At 65.9% G+C, this 25,132-nt stretch carries 24 protein-coding genes; 13 read left to right on the forward strand and 11 right to left on the reverse strand.

Annotated elements, in window-relative coordinates; genetic code table 11:
- Entirely contained in the window at positions 1 to 1,548 is a 1,548-nt protein-coding gene (locus BLIN9172_RS10020) for a tripartite tricarboxylate transporter permease (RefSeq protein ID WP_101554950.1), read from the forward strand.
- A gap of 161 nt (positions 1,549 to 1,709) precedes the next feature.
- Here BLIN9172_RS10020 and BLIN9172_RS10025 read toward each other — a convergent pair whose 3' ends face one another.
- A complete protein-coding gene (locus BLIN9172_RS10025; RefSeq protein WP_101554951.1) occupies positions 1,710 to 3,254 on the reverse strand; it encodes an MFS transporter in 1,545 nt (514 codons plus the stop codon).
- A gap of 248 nt (positions 3,255 to 3,502) precedes the next feature.
- Here BLIN9172_RS10025 and BLIN9172_RS10030 point away from each other — a divergent pair, with 248 nt between their 5' ends.
- Both BLIN9172_RS10030 and BLIN9172_RS10035 read left to right on the forward strand, forming a co-directional pair.
- The gene (locus BLIN9172_RS10030) at positions 3,503 to 4,024 is read left to right on the forward strand and encodes a TetR/AcrR family transcriptional regulator (protein ID WP_101554952.1); all 522 of its coding nucleotides are present in this window, start codon (positions 3,503 to 3,505) and stop codon (positions 4,022 to 4,024) included.
- Positions 4,025 to 4,138: 114 nt separating this feature from the next.
- A complete protein-coding gene (locus BLIN9172_RS10035; protein ID WP_240812051.1) occupies positions 4,139 to 5,179 on the forward strand; it encodes an endonuclease domain-containing protein in 1,041 nt (346 codons plus the stop codon).
- A 169-nt stretch (positions 5,180 to 5,348) separates the two neighbouring features.
- Here the strand turns inward: BLIN9172_RS10035 and BLIN9172_RS10040 are convergent, their stop codons facing one another.
- Positions 5,349 to 7,169 carry a flavin-containing monooxygenase gene (locus tag BLIN9172_RS10040; RefSeq protein WP_101554953.1) on the reverse strand — a complete coding sequence of 607 codons (1,821 nt, stop codon included), beginning with the start codon at positions 7,167 to 7,169 and terminating at the stop codon, positions 5,349 to 5,351.
- Positions 7,170 to 7,323: 154 nt separating this feature from the next.
- On the opposite strand from BLIN9172_RS10040, the gene BLIN9172_RS10045 reads away from it, so the two are divergent.
- On the forward strand, positions 7,324 to 8,484 hold the full coding sequence (locus BLIN9172_RS10045) for a GAF domain-containing protein (RefSeq protein ID WP_101554954.1): 1,161 nt from the start codon (positions 7,324 to 7,326) through the stop codon (positions 8,482 to 8,484).
- A gap of 31 nt (positions 8,485 to 8,515) precedes the next feature.
- Here the strand turns inward: BLIN9172_RS10045 and BLIN9172_RS10050 are convergent, their stop codons facing one another.
- The 4 genes from BLIN9172_RS10050 to BLIN9172_RS10065 all read right to left on the reverse strand — a co-directional run bounded on the left by BLIN9172_RS10050 (position 8,516) and on the right by BLIN9172_RS10065 (position 11,692).
- Positions 8,516 to 8,923, reverse strand: a complete 408-nt coding sequence (locus tag BLIN9172_RS10050) for a VOC family protein (protein WP_101554955.1) — start codon at positions 8,921 to 8,923, stop codon at positions 8,516 to 8,518.
- 80 nt (positions 8,924 to 9,003) lie between these two features.
- Entirely contained in the window at positions 9,004 to 9,855 is an 852-nt protein-coding gene (locus BLIN9172_RS10055; RefSeq protein WP_101555018.1) for a helix-turn-helix domain-containing protein, read from the reverse strand.
- Positions 9,856 to 9,909: 54 nt separating this feature from the next.
- A complete protein-coding gene (locus tag BLIN9172_RS10060; protein WP_164742759.1) occupies positions 9,910 to 10,824 on the reverse strand; it encodes an arylamine N-acetyltransferase family protein in 915 nt (304 codons plus the stop codon).
- Positions 10,825 to 10,852: 28 nt separating this feature from the next.
- Positions 10,853 to 11,692, reverse strand: a complete 840-nt coding sequence (locus BLIN9172_RS10065) for an urea carboxylase-associated family protein (protein WP_101554957.1) — start codon at positions 11,690 to 11,692, stop codon at positions 10,853 to 10,855.
- A 169-nt stretch (positions 11,693 to 11,861) separates the two neighbouring features.
- Here BLIN9172_RS10065 and BLIN9172_RS10070 point away from each other — a divergent pair, with 169 nt between their 5' ends.
- Complete coding sequence (locus BLIN9172_RS10070; protein WP_127363795.1) at positions 11,862 to 12,137, forward strand: hypothetical protein; 276 nt, start codon at positions 11,862 to 11,864, stop codon at positions 12,135 to 12,137.
- Positions 12,138 to 12,245: 108 nt separating this feature from the next.
- Here the strand turns inward: BLIN9172_RS10070 and BLIN9172_RS10075 are convergent, their stop codons facing one another.
- Positions 12,246 to 13,532 (reverse strand): adenylosuccinate synthase, encoded by a 1,287-nt coding sequence (locus BLIN9172_RS10075; protein WP_101554959.1) that lies wholly within the window; start codon positions 13,530 to 13,532, stop codon positions 12,246 to 12,248.
- A gap of 161 nt (positions 13,533 to 13,693) precedes the next feature.
- Positions 13,694 to 14,224 carry a DinB family protein gene (locus tag BLIN9172_RS10080; protein ID WP_101554960.1) on the reverse strand — a complete coding sequence of 177 codons (531 nt, stop codon included), beginning with the start codon at positions 14,222 to 14,224 and terminating at the stop codon, positions 13,694 to 13,696.
- A 204-nt stretch (positions 14,225 to 14,428) separates the two neighbouring features.
- Here BLIN9172_RS10080 and BLIN9172_RS10085 point away from each other — a divergent pair, with 204 nt between their 5' ends.
- From BLIN9172_RS10085 to crcB, 4 genes are all read left to right on the forward strand, one after another.
- Positions 14,429 to 15,709: an aminotransferase-like domain-containing protein gene (locus BLIN9172_RS10085; protein WP_240812050.1), complete on the forward strand. Its 1,281-nt coding sequence runs from the start codon at positions 14,429 to 14,431 to the stop codon at positions 15,707 to 15,709.
- A 308-nt stretch (positions 15,710 to 16,017) separates the two neighbouring features.
- Positions 16,018 to 16,599: a universal stress protein gene (locus tag BLIN9172_RS10090; RefSeq protein ID WP_101554961.1), complete on the forward strand. Its 582-nt coding sequence runs from the start codon at positions 16,018 to 16,020 to the stop codon at positions 16,597 to 16,599.
- Between the two features lie 24 nt (positions 16,600 to 16,623).
- Positions 16,624 to 17,166, forward strand: coding sequence for a fluoride efflux transporter FluC (locus BLIN9172_RS10095; protein ID WP_180956964.1), 543 nt, complete (start codon positions 16,624 to 16,626; stop codon positions 17,164 to 17,166).
- On the forward strand, positions 17,163 to 17,540 hold the full coding sequence (crcB, locus tag BLIN9172_RS10100; protein WP_101554962.1) for a fluoride efflux transporter CrcB: 378 nt from the start codon (positions 17,163 to 17,165) through the stop codon (positions 17,538 to 17,540). The genes BLIN9172_RS10095 and crcB overlap by 4 nt, the downstream gene beginning before the upstream one ends.
- 177 nt (positions 17,541 to 17,717) lie before the next feature.
- Here crcB and BLIN9172_RS10105 read toward each other — a convergent pair whose 3' ends face one another.
- Entirely contained in the window at positions 17,718 to 18,794 is a 1,077-nt protein-coding gene (locus BLIN9172_RS10105; protein WP_101554963.1) for an NADH:flavin oxidoreductase/NADH oxidase, read from the reverse strand.
- 200 nt (positions 18,795 to 18,994) lie between these two features.
- Between BLIN9172_RS10105 and BLIN9172_RS10110 the strand changes: the two genes are divergently transcribed.
- A complete protein-coding gene (locus BLIN9172_RS10110) occupies positions 18,995 to 19,339 on the forward strand; it encodes an ArsR/SmtB family transcription factor (RefSeq protein ID WP_101554964.1) in 345 nt (114 codons plus the stop codon).
- A 219-nt stretch (positions 19,340 to 19,558) separates the two neighbouring features.
- Here the strand turns inward: BLIN9172_RS10110 and BLIN9172_RS10115 are convergent, their stop codons facing one another.
- Both BLIN9172_RS10115 and BLIN9172_RS10120 read right to left on the reverse strand, forming a co-directional pair.
- Positions 19,559 to 21,028 carry an MFS transporter gene (locus BLIN9172_RS10115; RefSeq protein WP_101554965.1) on the reverse strand — a complete coding sequence of 490 codons (1,470 nt, stop codon included), beginning with the start codon at positions 21,026 to 21,028 and terminating at the stop codon, positions 19,559 to 19,561.
- A gap of 342 nt (positions 21,029 to 21,370) precedes the next feature.
- Positions 21,371 to 22,132, reverse strand: a complete 762-nt coding sequence (locus BLIN9172_RS10120; RefSeq protein WP_101554966.1) for a Crp/Fnr family transcriptional regulator — start codon at positions 22,130 to 22,132, stop codon at positions 21,371 to 21,373.
- A gap of 189 nt (positions 22,133 to 22,321) precedes the next feature.
- Between BLIN9172_RS10120 and BLIN9172_RS10125 the strand changes: the two genes are divergently transcribed.
- From BLIN9172_RS10125 to BLIN9172_RS10135, 3 genes are all read left to right on the forward strand, one after another.
- Entirely contained in the window at positions 22,322 to 22,555 is a 234-nt protein-coding gene (locus BLIN9172_RS10125) for a heavy-metal-associated domain-containing protein (protein ID WP_101554967.1), read from the forward strand.
- 85 nt (positions 22,556 to 22,640) lie between these two features.
- Positions 22,641 to 24,665 (forward strand): heavy metal translocating P-type ATPase, encoded by a 2,025-nt coding sequence (locus BLIN9172_RS10130; RefSeq protein ID WP_101554968.1) that lies wholly within the window; start codon positions 22,641 to 22,643, stop codon positions 24,663 to 24,665.
- On the forward strand, positions 24,662 to 25,087 hold the full coding sequence (locus tag BLIN9172_RS10135; RefSeq protein WP_101554969.1) for a cupin domain-containing protein: 426 nt from the start codon (positions 24,662 to 24,664) through the stop codon (positions 25,085 to 25,087). Before BLIN9172_RS10130 ends, BLIN9172_RS10135 begins: the two co-directional genes overlap by 4 nt.
- Positions 25,088 to 25,132: the final 45 nt, after the last annotated feature.

Consider the following 25,132-nt stretch of genomic DNA (forward strand, 5'->3'; position numbering starts at 1 on the left):
ATGGACGCTCTCATGTCCCTCTTCGAAGGCTTCGCACACGCTCTGACCCCGATGAACCTGCTGTGGGTGTTCGTCGGCTGCTTCCTCGGCACCGCCGTCGGCGTGCTGCCGGGCCTCGGGTCGTCGATGGCGGTGGCTCTGCTGCTGCCGATGACCTTTGCACTCGACCCCACAGGCGCGTTCATCATGTTCGCCGGCGTCTACTTCGGTGGGCTCTTCGGCGACTCAACGATGGCCATCCTCATGAACACCCCGGGGCAGGCCTCTGCGATCGCCTCGACGTTCGAAGGCCACAAGATGGCCAAATCCGGGCGGGCCCCGCAGGCTCTGGCCACCGCTGCGATCGGCGCATTCATCGGCGGGTTCATCTCCTGCTTCCTCGTCGTCTTCGTCGCTCCCGCGTTGGCGGATCTGTCGACGAGCTTCGGTCCGGCGGAGTTCTTCGCCCTTGCCCTGTTCGCCTTCGTCGCCACCTCCTCGGTGGTCGCCGATTCGGTGCTCAAGGGGCTCACGGCTCTGGTGCTGGGCATCGGCTTCACCGTCATCGGCATCGACTCGGTTTCGGGCACGGAGCGGTTCACTCTCGGCGTCCCCGAACTCTTCGACGGTGTTTCGCTGGTCACGGTGACGGTCGGTGTGCTGGCGCTGGGCGAAGTGTTCTTCATCGCCTCCCGGATCCGCCGCCAGGCCACGGACAACACAGTCAGCTCCTCGGGCCGCCCGTTCCTCTCCCGCAAGGAGGTCGGTGAAGCTCTGCCGGCGTGGCTGCGCGGTACGGCGATCGGTCTGCCTTTCGGCGTCATCCCCGTCGGCGGTGCCGATGTTCCGACGTTCATGGCCTACGGCCTGGAGCGCAAGCTCGATTCCCGGCGGAAGGATCCGCAGTTCGGACAGGGCGCGATCCGTGGTCTTGCCGCCCCCGAGGCGGCCGGATCGGCGACGACGGGCATCGCGATGGGTGCGCTGTTGGCTCTGGGTCTGCCGATCTCGGCGACGGCGGCGATCATGTTGGCTGCCTTCCGTCAGTACGGCATCCAGCCCGGTCCGCTGCTCTTCGACCGCTCCCCCGAGCTCGTCTGGGGTCTGCTGGCGAGCTTCTTCGTCGCGATGATCGTCCTGCTCATCATCAACCTGCCGTTCGCTCCGCTGTGGGCGAAGCTGCTGAAGATCCCGGACCCGTACCTCTACGGCGGCATCGCGGTCTTCTGCGGCCTGGGCATCTATGCAACGTCCGCCTCGACGTTCGAGCTGCTCATCCTGCTGGGCATCGGCGTGCTGAGCTTCGTGCTCAAGCGCTACGGTGTGCCGTTGGCGCCGCTGATGATCGGCATGGTGCTCGGGCCTCTGGCCGAGTCGAACCTGCGTGATGCCCTGTTGGCGGCCGGCGGAGATGCGTCGACTTTGGTGTCCTCGCCGATCACGATCGTCATCTACGTCGTGCTCATCGCCGCTCTGGTCTACACCGGCATCGGCCGAGTGCTCGCCCGCAAGCGGCAGAAGCTGGCGACGCAGGAGGTGCTCACTCCGGCGAACTCGTCGCAGGGCTGATCCCAGCGGCCGCGGCGTAGGCCGCCGTCTCCCCCGTCCTTTGTCGTAAACGGCGCCGAACATAGGTCAGCACCGGATACTTTCCACCCCCAAGAAGTATCCGGTGCTGACCTATTTTCGTGGGGAGTCCACTGCCCGCGCCCACTGCCGGTGAAGCGGGCTCAGCGGTCGGAATCAGATCGGGAGGCTGGTCTCGGCAGGAGTCGCCCGGCCCCCTTGAGGCCAAAGCTCGTGAGCACGGCGGCCACGAGGACGAGGACGACGGCCGCACCGGCGGCCCACTGCACGCCGAAGTCGAAGGCAGACACGGCCGCCTCGGTGATTCGTTCACCGGCTGCACCACTCAGCCCGGACGCGTATTCGAGCGCGGAGCCGAGCGTATCGAACTGAGCTCTGTCCGCTTTGTCCCCGATCGCGGACTGCAGCGCGGATCCGTACATGAAGGTCGAGAGTCCACCGAGCACGGTCGTTCCCATGACGGACCCGAATTCGTACGCGGTTTCCGAAATCGCCGAGGCAGCTCCGGCCTTGTGAGCGGGGACCGCGGCGAGGATGAGGTCGTTCGTGATGACCTCGGCGGTGCCGAGTCCGATGCCGAGGATGAGGAAGGCCAGCAGCATTCCCATCACGGAGTGTTCGGAGGTGAAGGCGATGATGCCCATGCCGACCGCGTTGAGCGCGAGCGCGCAGGGCACGACGACGCGCGGTTCGAAGCGGGCGATGAGCGGCACTGCCAGATAGCCGGCCGCGACCGAGGTGATCAGCCCAGGGATGAGCACGAGGGCGTCGTCGATCGGAGAGAGCCCGAGCACGAGCTGGAGCAGCTGGGTGCCGAAGTAGAGGAACCCGGCCAGCCCCATGAGGCTCAGCAGGTTCGACACCACCGCCGAGGTGAACACGGAGTTCGCGAACAGACGGACGTCGAGCATCGGGTTCGGTGTGGCGAGCTGGCGGAGGCCGAAGCTGGCGCCGGCGACGATCGCCACGGACAGGGTGAACCAGAAGAGGAGGTCGGCGCCAGAAGCCATGCTGTGTTTGATGGCGAAGACGAGCGGGGCCAGGGCGAGCATCGACAGGATGATGGAGAACGGGTCGAAGCGGCCGGGGTTCGGATCGCGCGATTCGGGCAGCAGGATGGCGGCCGCGGGGATGAAGAGCGCGATGAGCGGCAGGTTGATGAAGAAGACCGAGCTCCAGTGGAAGTGCTCGAGCAGAAAGCCGCCGACGATCGGACCCAGAGCGGCACCGCCGGAGAACATCGCGGCCCAGGTGGCGATCGCGATGCGGCGGTCCTTGTCGTGGTCGAAGATGTTGCGGATGAGCGACAGTGTCGAGGGCATGAGGGTAGCGCCGAAAATGCCGAGCAGGGCGCGGGCGAGGATGAGCATCTCGGCCGAGGTGGAGAACGCCGCGAGCAGCGAGGCCGCACCAAAGCCGACAGACCCGATGATGAGCAGCTTGCGACGTCCGACCCGATCACCGAGGCTGCCCATGGCCACCAGCAGACCGGCGAGCATGAGCGCGTAGATGTCGACGATCCACAGCAGCTGCGTGCCCGTCGGATGCAGGCCGGTGCTGATCGCCGGGATCGCGAAGCCGAGGACCGTGTTGTCGATCGAGATCAGCAGCACGGGGATCATGAGCACCGCGAGACCGGCCCATTCGCGCCGACCGGCACGCAGCTGTGGAGTCAGTGTCGTTGTCATGCCATCAACTGTACCGTCTGGACGGTACAGTTGGGAAGCAGGCTGCGATCTCTAGATCATCCTGCCGCGGAATACAGGTCGCAGTAGCGCATCCTCAGGAGATGCACGGAGTGCTCGACAGCCTCGGCGATGACGTGCCCCCATCGGCACAGCCGCTTGGCACCGTCGGCTCGTCCCCTCACCGCCTCGGCCCGGTTCCGGGCGCACCGTCCGTCTCATGGGCCCCGCCATCGATTAGGCTCAGGGTCATGGCACGCAATCCGACCGCAACCAAGGAGAAGCTCCTCGACGCTTTCGATACGCTCCTCGACGAACACGGCACCGCCGGAGCGACTCTGGACGCAGTAGCGGCGAAGGCAGGAGTCTCCAAGGGCGGTCTGCTCTACCATTTCGGGTCGAAGGCGGCACTCATCGACGGCAGCCTGGAACGGCTCGACCAGCTGGTCGGCGAAGACATCGAAGCGATGAAAGCCGCCGGCAAGCGCCTCCATTACTACTACCTCGAGACCTCGGCCGAGGTCGGCACTCCCCTGGACCGCAGCCTCATCGCCGCCGGTTGCCTCGCACTCGAGAACGAGGAGGCCAAGGCAGCTCTGCGTAGGACTAGGGAAGCGTGGTTCAACCTACTCAACGACCACCTCGGCGATGCTGACCTGGCGATGACGATCCAGCTCATCGGCGACGGCATGTATTTCAATCAGAACTTCGGACTCTCACAGGATGAAGCCCTCGACCACGTGAAGCGGGTGCTCACGCGCCTCGGGCTCTGAGGCACCCCCATGGAGTTCCGGACGTCTCGTGCGGGATATTGCCTCAGCTTTCCGCACAGATCGTCCGGAAGTCGGCCCACCACCGCGGCGTCACTCGCACACAGCTGACTGTGGATGGCGATTCTCTATCCACAGGCTGGTTTCGCGCCATTTCTTTTCAGTGACCGGAAGGCGAAGCTGGCTCCTATGTACGCTGACTCTCGCTGGGTGATGCACGATTTTCCGGAGGTATTCCGAACCCGGGACTACATCGAACGCGGCATCACACGGCACAGTCTCTATCATTCGAAGCGCTTTCAGCAGGTACTGCCCGGCGTACGGATGGACCTCGAACGGTTCGACCGTCGCCCGGTACCGGCGTGGGCCGATACTGACTGGCTGTTTGATGCGCAGAGGCTCAGAGCCGCGCTCCTCCACTACCCGGACATTGCTGCCAGCCACGCACTTGCCGCGCGGCTCTACGGCTGGCCGCTTCCCTCCAACTGGCTGACGTCGCAACTCCATGTCTCAGTCACGGAGCCCAATTGTCGGATCAGGCTCCCTGGGATCACTCTGCGCCGAATGACGACCATGACGGTCAGGCAATGGTTCAGCTTGCCCATTCTCGCTCCAGCAGAGGTCATCATCGGAATCGCAGGCGACCTGATGCAACGCGACCTCGTGAAAATCTGCGACGCGGTCGTCGGCAACTGGCACGGACCACCCCAGATCGGGCTCGACGAACTGCGTGACTGCATTCGCACACGTCCATTCCTCCGCGGACGACAGCACCTCGTGGAGGCGGCCAGCCTCGCCCGCCCGACTGTCGATTCGCCACCCGAGACAGACCTGCGGCTGTGGGCCGTCGAAGTCGGTCTGCCCGAACCTGTCGTGCATCCTCATGTTCGCAGCCGCCTCCTTGGGCGCATAGTCGAACCTGACCTCGGCTATCCCGACGCGCGGCTCGCTCTGGAGTATGAAGGCGGCCACCACTTCGAATCGAAGCGGCAGAGAGAAAGCGACCTCAGACGCGACGAAGCGCTCCGTGCAGAAGGCTGGACAGTTCTCCATGTGACCAACAACGCCGACTACATCCTGCTGGAGGCACAGATTCGTGACCATCTGGGTCTCGAGCTACGCGTTCGGCCGGGGCGCGGCAGGGGTGGCGGCTGTTGACCATGCGGCGACTGACTGGAATGTCGCTCGTCTCAGGCGGGATTCAGCCAAAAGATGGGAAGTTCCGGACGATCTGTGCGGAAAACTGAGGCCCAAATCAGCACAGATCGTCCGGAACTCCGCATAATACGCCTCCACCCGCAGCGAAGATGACCGGTTCGGGCGAGAGTCAGCTCAGGTGATGAACCTCCTGCAGTCCGTACACCGGGGTGTCGATTCCCTCGTGGCGAGCCTTGAGCTGGAGCGCCAGGTACAGCGAGTAGTGGCGGGCCTGATGCAGATTGCCGCCCATGAACCACAGGTTCTCCTGCTGGGTGGGCTTCCACATATTGCGCTGCTCACCCTCCCACGGGCCCGGGTCCTTCGTCGTCTCCGACCCCAAGCCCCAGCACTTGCCGACCTTGTCCGCGGTCTCCTGGTCGACGAGGTCGGCGACCCAACCGTTCATCGAACCGTAGCCGGTGGCATAGACGACGAGGTCGGCCGGCAGCTCGGTGCCATCCGCCAACACAACCGTGTCGGAGGTGAGGTGGTCGACCTGCCCCTTGGCCAGCTTCACTTTGCCGTCGGCGACGAGCTCGGCGGATCCGACGTCGATGTAGTAGCCCGACCCTCGACGCAGGTACTTGAGGAACAGCCCGGACTCGTCGTCACCGAAGTCGAGGTCGAATCCGGCATCCTCCATCCGCTGGTAGAAGTCCTTGTCCGCTTCCTTGATCTGGTCGTAGAGCGGGATCTGGAACTCGTGCATGATCCGGTACGGCAGTGACGCGAAGATGAGATCCGCCTTCTCCGTCGTCACACCATTGGCCAGCGCGCGTTCGGAGTACAGGTCGCCCATCGCGATCTCCACGAGCGAGTCGCTCTTGACGATGTGCGTGCTCGAGCGCTGCACCATCGTGACGTCGGCCCCGTTCTCATACAGGGCGCCGCAGATGTCGAAGGCCGAGTTGTTGCTGCCGATGACGACGACCTTCTTACCTGCATAGGCATCGGGACCCGGGTGCTGCGAGGAGTGCTGCTGCTCACCTTCGAAGATGTCCGAGCCCGGGAACGTGGGGATGCCCGGCTTGCCCGACATGCCCGTGGCCATCACCAGATGGGTCGGGTGCAGAGTGACTTTCTCTCCGTTCCGGTCGACGTCGACCGTCCACCGGCCTTCTGCTTCGTCATAGGTCGCCGAGGCGGCGGTCGTCGATGACCAGTACGGAATCTCCATCACCTTCGTGTAGAACTCCAACCAGTCCGCGATCTTGTCCTTCGGTGCGAACACCGGCCAATTGTCGGGGAACTTCAGGTACGGCAGGTGGTCGTACCAGACCGGATCGTGCAGGCACAGCGACTTGTACCGCGACCGCCACTGGTCACCCGGCCGCTCCCACCGATCGATGACCAGGGAGGGCACCCCGAGTTGGCGGAGGCGAGCGCCGAGGGCGATCCCGCCCTGCCCGCCACCGACGACGAGGATGTACGGGTCGGCGGTCTTACCCCAGGCGGCGTCCTCCTCGGCGAGTTTCTCCGACCAGCTCTTCCGCTCGGGATCGACGCCGTGTTCTGCACCCTTGACCCGGCGATTGCCGCGCGGCTCCTCGTGTCCGGCGATCTCCTGCAGCGAGGTGAGCATGGTCCAGGCCTTGATGCCGTCTTCGTCGATGAGGCGGACCAGCCCTTTGCCGCGCCCCACCGAGGTGGTGAAGGTGAACCATGCTTCCGTCACTCCGTCGGCGGTTGCTGCCGGTTCGCTGAGTTCGAACTCCTCCGGCGAGACGCGGTCGAGGTTATGGGTGAGCAGGTCGGTGACCCCATCGGGATTCTCCACCGTCTTGAGATTCCAAGTGAAGGACACAAGGTCTCTCCAATAGCTGTCCGTGGCGAACAGTCCGGCGGCGGCCGGAATATCCCGGCGGCTCAGGGCCGATTCAAAGTCCTGCAGCCACCTCATTGCGATGTCATCGGCAGTCAGCTGGGGACGGTCGAGCGTCGTTGTCATCTTTCCTCCTCGTTGAGTTCAGTGACTCCAAACTAGGACGGACGCTCACGGCTCGGAAGAGTTGCATCGGATTGCATGGCTCGCACCGAGGCGGGATTCTCACAGACGCTTCGACCCCATGGTCAGGGGTGCGTTCCCGTCTTATACTCAAGGCATGCTTCAGCCGGATCTGGCGCATCTCGCCAGGGATCTGACACGCATTCACGATGCTGTGATCACCGGGGCGTCTCCCCCGGTGCAACCGCGCGCGCTGGTCAGGCGCTCGTGGGATCGAATGCTGCGCTTGGGGCTGGACCCGGATGGCGCGAATGCGCGGGTCGTCGCCGATGAGACTGAGTTGGAGACTCGGAGAAGGAATTCGCGGCTGCGCTTGGTCGTCGAGGAGATGCGGTCGGTGCTGCTGCGGGCTCCGGATGCGGCTCCGTTCATCCTCGTCGTCACCGATGCCGATGGCGTCATTCTGTGGCGTGATGGTGCGGCGTCCGCGAGGCGCCAAGCCGATGAGCTCGGATTCGTCGTTGGAGCGCATTGGTCCGAAGCCAAGGTCGGCACGAATGCCATCGGCACGGCGCTGACGGAGGAGGCACCCGTCCAGCTCTTCTCCGCCGAGCACTTCGAAGCGTCTCAGCATCCCTGGTACTGCAGTGCCGTGCCCGTCCACGACCCGCATGACGGGACCCTGTTGGGAGTCGTCGATATCAGCGGCCCGGCGATGACGCTTCATCCGGCCGTGCAGTCCTTGGTGACGACGGCGGTGCGTCTGGCCGAGGCCCGGCTGATGATCGCGCAACAGGAAGCCCTGAACTCCCTGCGCGATCGGATGTCGGCGATGCTCGCCGGCACGGCCGGTCCGGCACTCGTCGTCGACGATGCCGGATGGGTGGCCTACCAGCAGGGAGTGCGCAGCCGCGACCGCATCGAGGCCCCCGCCGCCGACCGTTCGATCCTCATTCCCGGTGCCGGTCTGTGCCTGCCGGAGAAGATCACCGGCGGGTGGCTGCTGCGGCCCACCGGCGACCGTCGTGCCTCGGTGACTCTGCGTTTGAGACAGGACCCACCCGTGCTCGACATCCATTCCGGCACCGACCCCCTCGTCGTTCCGCTCACGCCGCGGAGGGCGCAGATTCTGGCGGCGGTCACCTCGGCGGGGGTTGCAGGGATCAGTGCCGCCGATCTCAGCCAGCGACTCTACGGGGACGGCGACCATGTGGTCACCGTCCGCGCTGAGGTCTCGCGTCTGCGCCGATCGGTCGGAGCCCTGCTCGCCACCCGTCCCTATCGGTGGGCCGACGGCGTCGACGCGCGGGTGGAATGACTCTCGGACCGACGCGGACCAGTCCGAGCCGTCACCTGCCCGCCCCGCGGTAGCTGCCGACCGACCACAGCACGCCCTCGGGGTCCTGGATGGCGAAGTCGAGCGATCCGTAGTCCTGCTCGGTCAGTCCCATGACCTCGGTGGCACCGGCGGCGAGCGCACGCTGGTGGAGCTCACGGACGTTGCCGGAGGCCAGATACACCGACCCCGAGGCGACTCCCGTCTTGGTCATGACCCCGCCTTCGTCGCGGACGGACCCGAGCATCACTCCCCCACCCTCGGGCCAGGCGAGTTCGGCATGATCGACGCGATCCGGATCGTCGGCGTTCGTGTACTCGGCGACGACGTCGAAGCCGAGCGCCTCCTGCAGGAAGGCGATCGCGGCTTTGGCATCGCGGTAGCGGAAGGTGGGCCAGACGTTGGCATGGTTCTCGGACATGGTCACTCCTGAGGTCGTCGCAGTTGGAATTCCATCATCGACGCACACCCACCTATACGTCTTGGACAAATCGGAACAGGTCAGCCCCTCGCCGAGGCTGCCCCCACCGAATCTGTTCCCTCAGTCCGGGTCCGGGCCACGTCATCGGCGGCCAGCCACCGACTGGGGCTGAGACCGACGAAATCCTGGAAGTCCCGGTTGAGGTGCGCTTGGTCGGCATAGCCGCAGCTCACAGCGATCTCCGCCAGACTGCCCCGGCCTTCCGGGATGAGCCTCCGCGCCCGATCGAAGCGGACGATGCGGGCGGCGTCCTTGGGTCCGATCCCGTATTCGGATCGGAACTGGCTGCCCAGATGGCGCCTGCTCCATCCGACGTGATCGGCGACGAGGGAGACGGGCAGACCGCCATGGCTGTCGGCGATCCGATGCCAGGCGGCGGCCACCTCGGTGCGCGGACGATTCGCGTCATCGATCGTGCGCATGAGCACGTCGTCGATGGCGGCGAAGCGGGCGGACCATTCGGTCTCCCGGTTGACCCGCTCGTGCAGTTCCGCGGCCAGCGGCCGGGAGATCCGCGCAAGGTCGACGCTGTGGTGGGCGAATTCTGCGGCGGGGATTCCGAAGAACGCCCGTGGAGCCGACGGGCTGAAATTGATCTGGATTCCCGACATCGCACCGGGGTGGGCGATGAGCGTCGAGCGCAGGTGAAGGCCGGCGAGCAGCACGTCGAAATGCTCACGGCTGCCGGTGAGGGCATCGACCTGGCACAGTGGTTCGGCGATCGAGACGATGAAAGTCAGAGTTCCCGATGGCAGTCCGAGGTGCGTCCCCGCGGGGACGCCGGAGATGTCGTAGCCGACGTAGTCACCCACGAACGGCCGCAGACTCGGGTGAGGCCGGCCGATCAGGCCGTCAGTGCGCGACGCGGACATGGCGCCAGTGTAGACCCGCAAGTGCGTGCGGGTAGGCGTAATCGGCCCGGCCCGTCACGATCGTTCGACCACGCTCCAGATCGGGTCGGTGAAAGTCCGGTCGAGATCGAGCCCGAATTCTCCACGGAGAACGGCGGCGAAGTCGGCGGCATCGGTCACCGTCCGCTCAATGCGTTCGGGCTCGTCACCGGGGCGGAGGCTGCGCAGCTCGCCACCTTCGAGCGACACTTTTCCGCCGCTGTCGAGCGTCTTGGCCACCACCGGTGCGCCGGTGAAGCGCGTGCCGGGTTTCGTCGCGGTGAACCAGTTCGACACCTCGAGGTCGGATTGTTCACGTGGGACATCCGCGAAGGCATAGACGGTGCGGAACTCCTGGTCAGCACTGGTCCGCGACTGCAGCGCCCAGTCGGCTTCCGCTCGCATCGCCGGTGCCAGCACGGTGTCGGCCGGGACGATCCTGTGCTCTCCGTGCTCTGTCGTCCGCGGTTTCGACTCCGCCTCGAGCGCGAGTGCAGACTGCGGCGTCCCACCGCCGAACCCCGGGTCGACGACGAAACGCCGACCCTTGATCTCGACGATCGTCGCCTGGTGGGTCAGCGGTCCGGGCGCGGACCTCCCGTCGCCGAGGTGAACGCGGGCGAGGATCGGGTGCGCGCTCAGCCCGAGCTCTCGGAGCACGGCGCGGATGAGTGTCGCGTGTTCGTGGCAGTAGCCGCCGCGGCCGGCGTCCAAGAGCTTCGCCGTCAGTGAGTCGAGGTCGGTGGGAATGCCACGCGATTCTCCTGCCGCGCGTGCGGCGATGACGTCGAGGTTCTCGAAGCAGATCGACCGGACGTGGGCGGTCAGCAGCTCGTCGATGAGGTCGACGATGTCGTCGATCGTCCCGAGCGCCCGACGGCGCAATCCGTCCTCCGAGCTTTCGAGTCCGAGCCGGTCGGCATACCGGGCTGCAAGCGATGACGGTGTCATTGCCGGTGCTTCCATTCCGGGCGCGAATTCACGCCCACGGTTGGGGTCGGAGTCCGTGGGCTCCGCGATAGTTCGGCGACGTCGGCTGCTCCCACTCGCCGAGGAGGTCCTCGGGGAGCCGACAGACCGTGACCTGCAGTGGGTGGCAGTTCTCCACCGGATCGGACGAGCCGTCACCGAACATCGGTGCGGACAGATCCCCGCCGGGGCAGGTGGACAGGGCCGCGAGCAGGTCTTGTTCGGCGAAGAACTCGAAGTAGTCGCCCGGGCGTGCCGGGCAGGTCTTCATGAAGTATTCGTCGTTGCTGTTCAACCCCGTGCACTGGAAGACGTTGAGCACATCGTGGACGTCGAATTCGGTGAGACCGTACGGCAGGATGGCGCGGACGAGGTTCGAATGGCAGTGGTAGTCGAAGTCGACGCCGCTCAGCATCTGCGACACATAAGGGTCGCATCGGGTGCCCAAAGTGTCGTGCACGCGGCCGCCTTCCGGGTCGATGCCGTAGTCGGACAGTGTGTCGCCGACGATGGTGGCCATCGGCCGCAGAAACGGCAGGGTCGACCACAGGCGATCGAAAGTGGACACGTGTGCCGCCTGGAGCTGTCGGGTCCGTGCGGCCCAGAACCGTTCTCTGGGATCGTGGCGATTCCACAGATTGAGGTCGCCGACCTGCGGGCCGTCGACGGTGGAGATGCGGCAGACGTGGCCGGCAGGGATGTCCCACGCCTGTCCGGAGCGGATGGGGATGGTGAACTCGTCGATGATTTCCCGGGAGTCGGTGTCCTCACCGATCTGTGAGTAGAAGTCACTGTCGACCTCGAGCGCGGGGCCCTGATAGGCGGCTTCCTGCAGACGGCTCTGAGCCATTGGACGCATCCTCCTCCGTAGTCATGTTGCCTGCAACGATGCCAGCTTCTGACCGGCTGTCCAAGACGGTGGTCGTCGGGTCTATGCTGAAATCAGAGAGCCGACGCAGGTGAATGAGCCGCGTCGTCGCATGCACCGAACCGCGTGCACCGAGCAGTGGGAGGTCGGAATGGCTGAAGAGATCGACGTGGAGATGCAGGACACGGGGGAGTTCCTGGCCAGCATCCGCTCAACGACGGGAACCGACGAGATCGTTCTGATGTTCGACGATGCCGAAGAGGTCTCCGACGGAGTCTTGGGCAATGACGAAGCCTCTGTCCGCGCGACCGTGGAATTCCTTCTCAGCCATCAGCCTCCTGGGGACCTGCCGGACCGGATCGACCTCGTCGACATCGCCGCTGCCTACGACGGCGCCGTCGAGTCCATCCGGAAGCTGCGGGGTTAGCAACCCACAGCACTGTGCTGGCGGGCCCATGCCGAAGGGCGGAACCGACTCAGTGTCGATTCCGCCCTTCGGCATGTGACGAGTTCCGGAAGTTCCCCGGGCGCCTGCTCAGTCCAGCAGGTCGTGGCGCACGATCGACTGTTCGCGATCAGGGCCGACGCCGATGACCGACATCCGGCAGCCCGAGAGCTCCTCGAGGGCGAGCACGTACTTCTGCGCATTCTCGGGAAGGTCGTCGAAGGTGCGGGCCTTCGTGATGTCCTCGCTCCAGCCGTCGAAGTACTCGAAGATCGGCTTCGCGTGGTGGAACTCGGTCTGGGACACCGGCATCTCGTCCTGGCGCACTCCGTCGACGTCGTAGGCGACGCAGACGGGGATCCGGTCGATGCCGGTGAGCACATCGAGCTTCGTGAGCACATAGTCGGTGAAGCCGTTGGTGCGTGCGGCGTAGCGGGCGATGACCGCGTCGTACCAGCCGCAGCGGCGCGGACGTCCGGTGTTGACTCCGAATTCTCCACCGGCCTTCTGCAGGTATTCGCCCATCTCGTCGAACAGTTCGGTCGGGAACGGTCCGGCGCCTACACGAGTGGTGTAGGCCTTGACGATGCCGACGACGCGGTTGATCCGCGTCGGTCCGATGCCCGTTCCGACGCAGGATCCGCCGGCGGTCGGGTTCGACGAGGTGACGAACGGGTAGGTGCCGTGGTCGACGTCGAGCATCGTCGCCTGGCCGCCCTCCATGACGACGACCTCACCGCGGTCGAGCGCCTCGTTGAGCATGAGCTCGGTCTCGGCGACGTAGGGGCGCAGCCGTTCGATGAAGGGTTCGAAGTATTCGACGATCTCCTCGACGGACACAGCGCGCCGATTGTAGACCTTGACGAGCAGTTCGTTCTTCTGCCGCAGGGACCCTTCGATCTTCTGCCGCAGGATGGATTCGTCGAAGACATCCTGGACGCGGATGCCCAGGCGCCCGATCTTGTCCATGTACGCCGGGCCGATGCCGCGGCCGGTGGTGCCGATGGCGCGCTTGCCGAGGAACCGCTCCGTCACCTTGTCCAGCGTCTGGTGGTACGGCGCCACGAGGTGGGCGTTCGCGGAGATCCGCAGCTTCGAGGTGTCCGCGCCGCGGGACTCGAGCGCATCGATCTCCTCGAAGATCGCCTCGAGGTTGACGACGACGCCGTTGCCGATGACCGGGGTGACGTTGGGTGAGAGGATACCGGCGGGCAGAAGCTTGAGTTCGTACTTCTCTCCTCCGACGACAACCGTGTGGCCGGCATTATTCCCACCATTGGGCTTGACCACGTAGTCGACGCTGGTGCCGAGGATGTCGGTGGTCTTACCTTTACCTTCGTCGCCCCACTGAGCGCCGACGACAACGATTGCTGGCATGAGAGTGCTTCACCTCGAAGTGAAAAGGGGATGTCATTACTCGCTAAGTCTACTGGGTCACACTGACGCAGCCGCCATCGGGCGCATCATATCGCCGAGGTGGTGCCCCGTCGGGCACCGCCCCGAACCACCGAGGCAGCCTTCCCCCTAACGCGCAGAGCTCAGCCGCGTCTCTCCCGCTCGGCGAGGATCTGCTCGCGGAGGATATCCGCGTGCCCGCAGTGTTGGGCGAGCTCCCGCAGGACATGGAGGAGCACCCAGCGGAGCGGCATCGGCCCAGCCCGATGACCGGTGAGCACGGTGTCGAGATCCATCCCCTCGATCGCGGAATGCGACCGCTCCACGGCAGCCCGGTAGTCAGCTGAGACGCTGGCGATCGTGTCCGAGGAGTCGAGGAGGAATGAGTCCTTGGAATCGTGCGGAAGCCCGTAGTCGACGCGGCTGCGACCGGTGACCGCCTCGCCGAACCAGACGGTTTCGACGAACACCGCGTGTTTGAGCAGGGACAGCAGGCGGGTTCTGCTCGGCACGAGGGATCGCCTCGCCTCCTCCTCGCTCAGGTCGTCGAGACTCCCGAGCAGGTGCTGTCGGTGTTCGTCGATGAACGCTGTGAACTGCGCGCCGAGGTCGGACTCACGCACGTCGAAGGGTCGGATCGTCGGACTGCCGCCATCGGCACCTGCACCTGTCATGTCCCCACTGTAGGGCCGCCTCGGCGAGGGAGGGCAGATCCGATCGCCGACTCGCCCGAAATCGCAGGCGATCAGCATCCTTGTCCGGCGAGTCACCCGGACCTATGCTGAAGTGACCCACGTAACCCGTCGTTCGGGCAGGAGCCTTGGCATTGTCGCCGGAGCCGTCGACTTCAGGGCATCACCGCTCAGAGGAGGTCGCTCATGTCCACCACATCAATGCATCCGGCCACGAGTGCTTCGCAGAACCAGCCCGACAATCAGGCACAGTCCCCCGCGCTGCCCTACGCACGCCGTCACGACCAACTCGTCGGCTCCGTCATCGATGCCTCCACCACGGTGCTGGCCCAATACGACCACGACATCGTCAAGTTCGGCATGGGGGCGCCGGCCCCGGATATGCTTCCGGCCGCAGATTTCGCCCGGATCGCCGCGCAAGTCTTCTCCCCGGAGAACTTCACGTACGGGGAGACGAAGGGCGAGCCCATCCTCATCGAGGCCCTCCACGACTATCTCGCCACCACCGATCAGATCCCGCCCGAACAGCAGGGAAACCGTGACCGCCTCCTCATCACCTCCGGAGGAATGCAGGGACTCGACCTCGGATTTAAACTCTTCGTCACCCCGGGTGACCTCGTCGCCTGTGAGTCGCCGACCTATACGAACGGTTCGGCGACGGCCATGAGCTATGAGGCGGAGATCCTCGAGATCCCCGTCGACGAAGAAGGCATGCAGATCGACGCGCTCGAGGAGCACACGAAGCGCACCGGGCGCGCCCCGAAGGTCATCTACACCGTCCCGACCTTCCAGAACCCGGCCGGAGTGACGATGTCGCTGCCGCGTCGCGAGCGCCTGCTCGAGGTCGCTCACCGCCACCGGTCGGTGATCATCGAGGACAATCCGTACGGCATGCTGCGCTTCGAAGGTCAGTCCCTGCCGGCGCTGAGCGACCTCAGCCCGAACGATCCCCTCATCTTCGGAGTTCGCACGTTCTCGAAGTTCGTCGCCCCGGGCCTGCGGGTCGGGTGGATCGACGTCGACCCAGAGGTCCGTGAGCTCGCCGTCAACGCCAAACAGACGATGGACTCCTGCGCCCCCGTTCCCAACCAGCACCTCATCGCCCGCTGGCTGATCGAAGGCGGTGCCGACTCCCACGTCGAGGTCCTGCGCAAGGCCTACCGCGACCGGAAGATCGCGATGTCAGAGGGCTTGGCCCGCCTCTTCCCCGGCGAGATCCGAGCCACCGATCCCGACGGCGGATTCTTCCTGTGGGTGACCTTCGAGGACGAATCCATCGACACCGAAGACCTCATGACCACCGCACTCGAGGAGGGGGTCGCCTACATCCCCGGTCCCGCGTTCTCCCCGGCCGGGAACTTCTCGAATGCGCTGCGCCTGTGCTTCGCCTCGGCGGCCCCCGACCGCATCGACGACGGCCTCGAACGTCTCCGCCGTGCCGTCGATCGGTACCGCGCAGAGCGCTGATCACCACGACGACTCCTTCGCCGAGGCGGCCCTGACCTCGCCCGACCGCGACGTCGGAGCGCTCCCGCACTGAGGGTCGCCTCGGCGCTCGTACGCGGCCGTGCCCGCCGGCGGCACGATGCCTGTCCGCCGCCCGCGACCGCGTCTGCCCCCTGTGGCACAATGAAGAGGTCGCGCATGCGCGACACGGCGGTGGGGCTCGCCGTACCCAACCTCGGTGCAGGACTCGTGCAGACGCTCGAGACTCCGCAGTCGACAACAGTCCCTACCTCGACCGGCTTCAGCATGCCCGAAAGGTAGGAGAGACCATGACCACCGGCCCCGAACCGAGACATCGCGATCCGAAACATGACGGGCCGCCGCGCGCCCGCATCATCCTCGGCATCGTTCCCGATCAGCCCGCCGAGGTGATCGCCGCCGCCGCGGACTACGCCGCCCACTTCGACGCCGAGCTCGTCTGTGCCCATGTCGACGACTCCCGCTACACCATTGAGACCCGCCCCGACGGCTCCGCACATTCGATGCCCATCGATCCGGACACCACCGACGAGGCGGCCACCGAGTTCGACCCCGATCTCGAGCGCCGCATCGCTGCCGCCCTGGCAGGGACGAACGTGGCCTGGTCGACCCGCGCGCTGGCCGGGTCGCCGGCACAGGAACTCGACCGGCTCGCCGAGGCGCTCGATGCCCGCATGATCATCCTCGGCGTCCGTCGCGCAGGTGTTCGTGGTTCATTGCATGAGTTCTTCAACGGCTCGGTCGCGATCCAGCTGTCGAGGCGCCAGCATCGCCCGCTCGTCGTCCATGCCGCTGGCGGCAGGCACCGGCGGCATGGACGACCCCGAAGCTCCTGCGACGTCGCCGACACCAGGCGCCTCCCCCGCTGCTGAACCTCAGACCGACGAGGCCGGGCAGTGACCCGGCCGGTCCATCTGCGCCTGTCCTATCTGGGACTCGCGTTCCTCGGCGGCACGCTCGGAACCGCGGCACGCGAGGCGGTCAGTCTAAGCCTGCCGACCTTCGGCGATGTGCCGTGGGCGATCCTCACGGTCAACATCCTCGGCGCGTTCGCCCTCGGTCTTCTCTTGGATTCCCTGGCGCGCAGCGGACCCGATGAGGGGTGGCGCCGGAGAATGCGGATCCTCGTGGGCACCGGTTTCATGGGCGGTTTCACCACGTACAGTGCACTGGCCGCGGATACGGTGGGCCTCCTCGGCGCTGGTCCAGGCGGTGCGGATAATCCCGGTGTCGGTCTGGCCTACGGGGTGGGCACGGTGCTCATCGGCGGTCTCGCCACGTTCGTCGGCATCGCCACGGCGACGGCGCTGCGTCGAGGCGGCAGTGGGGTCGATGAGGGGGCCGACGATCCGCCGATCGACCCCGATGTCTGGGACGAGGGCGCCGCGGATGCCGGTCGGGATGTCTCCACGGACCCTCGCCCCGGAGGTGCCCGATGACCCCGCTGGTCTTCATCGCCCTTGCCGCCGCCGGCGGACTCGGCGCCTCATCACGAATGCTGATCGACGGACTCATCAAGTCCCGCATGAGCACGGCCCTGCCGTGGGGAACGATCGTCATCAATGTCTCGGGATCGCTCGTGCTCGGACTGCTGACCGGGCTGGCCGGAGCGAACCTGCTGCCGGAAGCCTGGCACATGGTGCTCGGCACGGGATTCCTCGGCGGCTATACGACGTTTTCGACGGCGAGCTTCGAGACTGTTCGGCTTCTCCAAGAACGTCGCTGGGTCGCCGGTCTGGTCAATGGTTTTGGCACCCTCGTCTTCGCCACGGCGACCGCGGCGATCGGAATGTGGCTCGGCGGCCTGGCTTAGCTGCGACCGAAAGCTCAGCCGCATCTCCACACGCCTCCCCCTCAGCGAGGCGCTGTCCGCGCAGACGCCGAACGGCCCAGTTGAAGTCGAAGAGCACACATTTGAACATGTGCTGTGCGACTTCAACTGGGCCGTCAGCGTATGAGCGCCGAGCCGCTCCAGCGAATTGAGCTCAGCTCACTTATACGCGCGGTGGTACTGAGCCGGGCGGTAGTCGATATCGAAGCGCAGGGCGTCGGCGGCCCGGAGCGCGAAGTTCGGGTCACGCAGGTGTTCGCGGCCCACGAGGACCGCATCGGCCTGACCGGTGGCCAGAATGTGCTCGCCCTGGAACGGTTCGCTGATCAGTCCCACTGCCGCGGTCGGCAGCCCCGACCCTTGACGCACGCCGGCGGCCAGGGTCGTCTGGTAGCCGGGACCGACGGGAATCGACGCCATCACATTGCCGCCGGAGGAGACGTCAATGAGGTCGGCGCCGTGGTCCTTGAGCCAGCCGGCGACCTCGACGGTGTCCTCGAGCGTGACCCCGCCCTCGGTCCAGTCCGTCGCGGACAGGCGCACGAACACGGGAACGTCCTCGCCCACCTCGGCGCGGGTGGCATCGACGATCTCGAGCAGCAGCCGGGCCCGGTGTTCCAAGGTTCCGCCGTAGGAGTCGGTGCGCGTATTGCTCAGCGGCGACAGGAACTCATGGAGGAGGTATCCGTGCGCGGCGTGGATCTCGACGAAGTCGAACCCGGCATCGATCGCCCGGCGGGCCGAGGACCGGAAGGCCGCGACCACCTCGGCGATCTCCGTCTCAGTCAGGGCACGCGGTTCGGCGAGGCCGTCGAAGGCCAGTGCGGACGGAGCCACGGTCTGCCAACCACCTTCGTCGACGGGCAGGCTGCCGTCGTGGTCGGTCCCCCACTCCGGATAGGTCGAGGCCTTGCGGCCGGCGTGGGCGAGCTGGATGCCCGCGGCGGCGCCCTGCGAGTGGAGGAAGTCGACGATGGGGGCGAAGGCGTCGCGCTGCGCGTCGTTCCACAGCCCCAGGTCCTTCGCCGAGATCCGCCCTTCGGGAGTAACGCCGGTGGCTTCGACGATGACAGCGCCGGCTCCTCCCCTGGCCATGGCGCCGTAGTGGACGGTGTGCCAAGGAGCGGGGACCCCGTCAAGAGTCTCGACGGAGTACTGGCACATGGGCGGAACCCAGATGCGGTTGCGGAAGGTCAGTCCGCGCAGAGTGAGCGGTTCGAACAGCAGATGAGACATGACACCTCGTGATCTCGTCGAAAGTAGTCGATTGGAAGTATGAGGTTTTTCGTACTTCGAGTTCGCACACTACTACGATGAATTTCGTACTACCAAATATTTCGTACAATGGGAGAGATACGGCGCTACCTGTGATCGGTGGCTGTTCAGATGACATCCACCGACACTGATCGACGCGATGGCGAGATGGGAGGATCCAGATGCGCACACTTGACCACCCCAGCAGGGACGAGATGAGACTCGACACCGTCCTGGCCGCCCTCGCCGACCCGGTCCGCCGCACCGTCGCCTGCAAGCTCAACGACGCATTCGGCGATCATGCGTGCGCGACCTTCGAGTTGCCGGTGTCGAAGTCCACGGCGACCTATCACTTCCGCACTCTGCGCGAAGCCGGCGTGATCCGACAGGAATATGAGGGCACGAAGATCATGAATACCCTGCGCAAGGACGATCTCGATGCCCGCTTCCCCGGCCTCCTCGACGCCGTGTTCGCCGCCCAGAACATCGAACGCGCCGAGGCGACCGCCCCCGATCCTCAAGCCTGACCCGGCCGACTCGCCCCCGAGCAGACGTGACCGAAACGGTCGGGCGACGCTCTCCCCGCGCGAGCAAGCCTCCTCCCCACTGACGAAACTTAAGTGGGGCCAGATTGCCCGCCACGAGTAGACGAGCAATCTAGCCCCACTTAAGTCGCAATCGGGACGTCCGCGTCGTTCTGATTGAGCACCTCGATGCGGACGTCGACGATGCCGTCAGACCGGGCCTCAGTTCCTGACCGGCGGCCCCTCCTGCCGGGCCTTGGCCCGACCACGGGCGAGATCGACCAGTCCGATGATTCCGGCGAAGACGATGACGAGCGCAATGAACCCGAAGCCCGCAACGATGGCGGCGCCGTAGCCGGCCATCGGCTGCACGACGAAGAACACGGCGGTGACGATCGCGATGCCGATGGCCGTACCCACCCGCTGCCCGGTCTGCATCACACCGCCGGAGCTGCCCGCATACTCGACGGGCACCTCGGCCAGAGTGAGGGTCTGATTCGGGCTGATCGCCATACCCTGCCCGAGGCCGGTGATCCCGAGCGTCAGCAGCAGCCACCAGATGCTGATCCCCCAGGCCTCATGTGCCAGTACGAGCAGCGCCGAGGCGACGACCCCGGTCAGACCGATTGCGACCCCGAGGACGACCATCTTCCGACCGAAGGTGAGCACGACACGGCCGGCCGCCTGTGCGGCGATGGCCGAGAGCAGCGCCGAGGGCAGACCGACGAGGCCAGCGTGGAGGGCGGGGAACCCGAGACCGTTCTGCAGGTAGAGCGCCACGATGACCCAGATGCCGGGCATGCCGACGAAATACATGGACGTCAGCGACGCCCCGTAGGCGAAGCTGCGCGTCCGGAACAGCTGCATGTCGACCATCGGTGATCCGCCTCGGCGAGAGTAGCGGTTCTCCCATCGCACCCACAGCCAGACGACGGCGACGCCGACGGGGACGAGGGCATAGATCCACGCCCCTGCGCTGCGCTCGAGGAAGGGCAGCATGACCAGCAGCGTGCCCACGCCGAGCAGCACGAGTCCGACCGGGTCGAAGTCGGCCCGACGTCGGCCGTGCGAGGCGGACTCGGTGCCGGTGCCGAGCCAGGCGCTCTTCGGCAGCCAGAACCGGCCGAGGATGATCGCAGCCAAGGCGATCGGCACATTGATGAGGAACGCCGATCGCCATCCCCACTCGTCGCCGAGGACAGCGATGAGCCCACCGCCGAGAACGGGGCCGATGCCCACGGAGACGCCGACGATCGTGCCGAACATCCCGTAGGCGCGACCGCGCACCTGACCGTGGAAGTACTGCTGGAGCATCCCCACGCCCTGGGGGCTGAGCAGGCCGGAGCCCAGCCCCATGACGACACGGGCGATGTTGAGCACGAGCGGGTCCGGGGACAGTCCCGAGATGAGGGACCCGAGGGCGAAGACGGCCACGCCGATGACGAAGAGCCGACCACGGCCGAAGAGGTCGCCGGCTCGACCGGCGGCGACGAGGAGTACGCCGAAGGCGAGCGTATAGCCCGAGAGCACCCATTGGATCGCGGAGTTCGAGGCGCCGATCGAGCGCTGCATGCCGGGGAAAATGACGTTGACGATCGACACACTCAGCAGCGACATGAACATCGGGACGAGCATCACCGCAAGGATCTTGCGCTGTTCGGCAGTCATGACCGGCTCGGAAGCATTACCCATTCATATAGTTCTACGCCGCCGCACTGACAAGCACAATCGACCTCCGTGGTGCGTTTGCTCACGCAGGGGCGATCGCCCTCGCCTCCATGCGGTCATCGCCTCCGCGTTGACCGGTCCGCCTTCCCTCTGTGTTCTTCGCCCTCGACGCCACGTTGAATGGATGGAACGGCGCAGCGAACGCCCGGCAGAGGTACCCGCAGATTGAGATGACAATCGGCCGCTGCCGACGGCGGCAGTCACGACCGGCCTCTGCGGTGACGAATTCGAGCCGGGCCTCGCCGGAAGACTTGTCCCCCACAGCGATCGAGCCCAGCCTCCGGGCATTCGACGTCCCGAACTCGCTCAGGCGTCCCCGACCCGATCCTCGAGGCCCTGCGGGTCGACCAGGCTCACCACCTCACCGTCGACGGCGATGAGTCCGTCGGCGGTCAGTCGGGCCAGCGCGCGGCTGAACGACTCCGGCGTCGTTCCCAGCAGTGAGGCGATGTCCTTCTTGCTCAGCGGCAGCAGGACCTGCAGCGGCCCCACGCCCGCGGCCCGAGAGCCCGCGGCTGTCTCACCTGCCCCTGCAGTATCCGTAGAGGCGTCGCGGCGGATCGGCTGCTGGAGGAGGAAGTCGGCCAGCCGGACATCGACGCCCAGCCCGGACAGTCCCAGATTGCGTTCGGCCTGCGCCAGCCGATCGCCGAGGCTGTGCATCATCCGCACGGCGATGTCCGGATACCGGCCCATCAGCTCATCGAGGTCGGCATGGGCGAAGACGCACAACTGGGCATCGCTGAGGGCCACGGCCTCATCGTGGGTCGTGCTGCCGGCGACATACGCCAGTTCGCCCACCGTGTCCCCCGTTCTCGCCACACGCAGCAGCCTGGTCCGCCCGCTCGGCATGGTGCGGCTCAGCGCGATCTCGCCCTGGTGGACCACCCCCATCGCCCCCGGCTGGTCACCGGCCACATGGAGGACTTCGCCGCGGGCCATGCGAACCGGCCGCGCCCTCTGCTTGACCAGGCCCTGCTGCTCGACCGTCAGGCCCGAGAAGATCGGCACCAGCCGCACGCAGTTCGGCTCCGAACGGTGGGCCTCGGTGAGCGGAAGTGTGCGCATACTCCAGATCATATCGGTCGCTGACCGACGACTTCACGGGTGCCGGGCCGATGACCTCACAGGTGCCGGAGAAGAAGACCTCGGTACGTCTTGACCGATGTCAAGGACACCTCGGCGAGGGTTCCATAATCTGGAATCACCTTCTTCACCAAGAAGAAGGACACCATCCCACCCCTGGAAGGAACGATCATGGCCGCCACCACCTCAACCCACACCCTGCTTCGCGCAGAAGGCTTCTCCTGCCCCTCGTGCGTGAAGAAGATCGAGAAGCAGGTCGGCAAGCTCGCCGGTGTCGAATCCGTGACGGTGCACTTCGCCACGGCACGCATCGAAGTCGACCACGACGAGTCGAAGACTTCTGTCGACGACATCGTCGCCGCCATCGCCAAAGCCGGATACACGGCGACCCCCTCGGCATTCTGAAAGTCCCCTCTCCCTCCTCCGGGCCCGCGCCAGGCAGCCCACTCGGGGCAGCACACGCGCCCGACGTCCAGAAAGGTCAGCAGCAATGAATCGGCTCCGCAGATGGTGGTTCGGAAACTGGTCCGTCCCAGTTCTCGCCGGGATCCTCATCCTTCTCTCCTTCGGAGTGGAGAAACTCCTCGGCGGTGCGTGGAACCTCACCATCGGACCACAATGGTGGATCGATGCAGGTGAACACGCCCACGGATCAGGACACGTCTTCACACTGGCGAATCTGCTCATGCTCGCGGCGGCGATCGTCGCCGGGTACAATATCGCCGTCAATGCCTTCCGCGCCCTGATGACGAAGTTCATCAGCATCGACCTGCTGGTGTCGATCGCAACGATCGGCGCGGTGCTCATCGGCAACTTCTGGGAGGCGGCCGCTGTCACGGCACTCTTCGCGGTCGGGCACGCTCTCGAGGCCGCGACGATGAACAAGACCCGGTCGGCCCTGGCCGAACTCGTGGCCGTGGCCCCGGACTCCGCGATCGTCCTGCGCGATGGGAATCAGGTCGAGATCGCCGCCGCCGAGGTGCGCATGGGTGAGGTCGTCATCGTCAAGAACGGTGCGAAGGTCCCCGTCGACGGTCAGATCGTCGCGGGCACCGGCGCAGTCGACGAAGCATCAATCACCGGAGAGTCCATTCCGGTGGAGAAGACCGTCAAGGACCAGGTGTTCGCCGGGACGGTCTCTCGCGGAGGCTTCCTCCAGGTTCTCGCGACCGGAGTCGGAGCCGACACCACGCTGGCCCGGATCATCCACCGGGTCGAAGAGGCCCAGGATGCGAAGGCGAAGACCCAGGCCTTCATCGATCGGTTCTCGATCTGGTACACACCGGCCGTGATGGTCCTGGCCCTGGTGGCCGGCCTCCTCACCGGCGATGTGGTGCTGGCGCTGACTCTGCTCGTCATCGGCTGCCCCGGCGCGCTGGTCATCTCCATCCCGGTCGCGATCGTCGCCGGCATCGGGCGTTCCGCACGCAACGGCATCCTCATCAAGGGCGGGGAGTACCTCGAGACCTCGGCGAAGATCTCCGCCGTGGCCGTCGACAAGACCGGAACGCTGACCGAGGGACGACCGCAGCTCACCGACATCATCGTCCTCGACCGGAACCTGGATGCGAAGGCGGTGCTCAAGTGGGCGGCCGCGGCGGAAGCCGGTTCAGAACATCCCCTGGCCCGCCCGATTCTCGACACCGCCAGGGACGAGGATGTGGCACCGACGGGTGTGCCCGGTGACGTCACTCCGGTCCCGGGCAAGGGCATCGTCTCCGACGTCGACGGGAGGCGGGTGCTCGTCGGCAACGCGCCGCTGCTCGAACAGTACGGCATCGCCGACGACCGCGGCTCGGCCGCAGAGGCCGAATCGTTGGCCGGTCAGGGACGGACACCGATGATCATCGCCGTCGACGAGTCCGTGATCGGAGTCATCGGCGTCGCCGACCAGGTCCGCGAGGACGCCGGTCGGATGGTGGCCCGGCTCCACGACGCGGGAGTCACGAAGGTCGTCATGCTCACCGGCGACACCCACCTCGTGGCCGAGGCCATCGGTCGGGCGTCGGGCATCGACGAAATCCATGCTTCGCTGCTTCCCGAGGACAAGCTCGACGCGGTCGCGGGTCTGCAGCGTGAGGGGCACACGGTCGCGATGGTCGGCGACGGCGTCAACGACGCCCCGGCCCTGGCGACCGCAGACATCGGGGTCGCCATGGGTGCGGCGGGATCGGCCGTCGCCGTCGAAACCGCGGACATCGCGCTCATGGGAGACGATCTCCTGAAGCTGCCGGAGGCCGTCGGTCTCGCCAAGCGCACGGTGCGGGTGATGAAGCAGAACATCGTCATCGCCCTCGCCACGGTCGTCATCCTCCTCATCGCCGTCTTCGCGGGCGGCGTGACGATGTCGGCGGGCATGCTCGTCCACGAGGGGTCCGTCCTCGTCGTCATCCTCAATGCGATGCGACTGCTGCGCAATGGCCGGGATGCCACCCCGACGGCCACGACCGAACCCGCCACCACGACGACGATCAACACGACCACTGAGACAGATCGGAGCACTGCATCATCATGACTGACACCAATTTCACCGTCGCAGGCAATATCGAGCACTTCACGATCGCGGACATCGCCCAGGCCAACCCGGATTTCCGAAAGGTCATCTGGACCGGGCGCCACGCACAGATCGTCCTCATGACGATTCCCGTGGGAAGCGAGATCGGCGACGAGGTCCACCCGGACACCGATCAGATCCTCACCTTCGTTTCGGGAACCGGTCATGCCGACCTGGCCGGGCACACGCACGCGGTCGAAGCCGGTGACCAGTGTGCCGTCCCGGCCGGGACGCAGCACAATTTCCGCAACACCGGGGATGAGCCTTTGGTCCTCTACACGACCTATTCGCCACCGGAACATGCGGCCGAGGCCGCGTACGCTACGAAGGACGAGGCCGATGCCGCCGAGGCAGCCGGGCAGGACGTGCCACCGCGCGGCTGATCACGGCACCGACCAGGCAGGGCCATCGGGTGACGGACACGGCGC

It is taken from the genome of Brevibacterium linens ATCC 9172, assembly GCF_900169165.1.
Taxonomy (GTDB): domain Bacteria; phylum Actinomycetota; class Actinomycetes; order Actinomycetales; family Brevibacteriaceae; genus Brevibacterium; species Brevibacterium linens.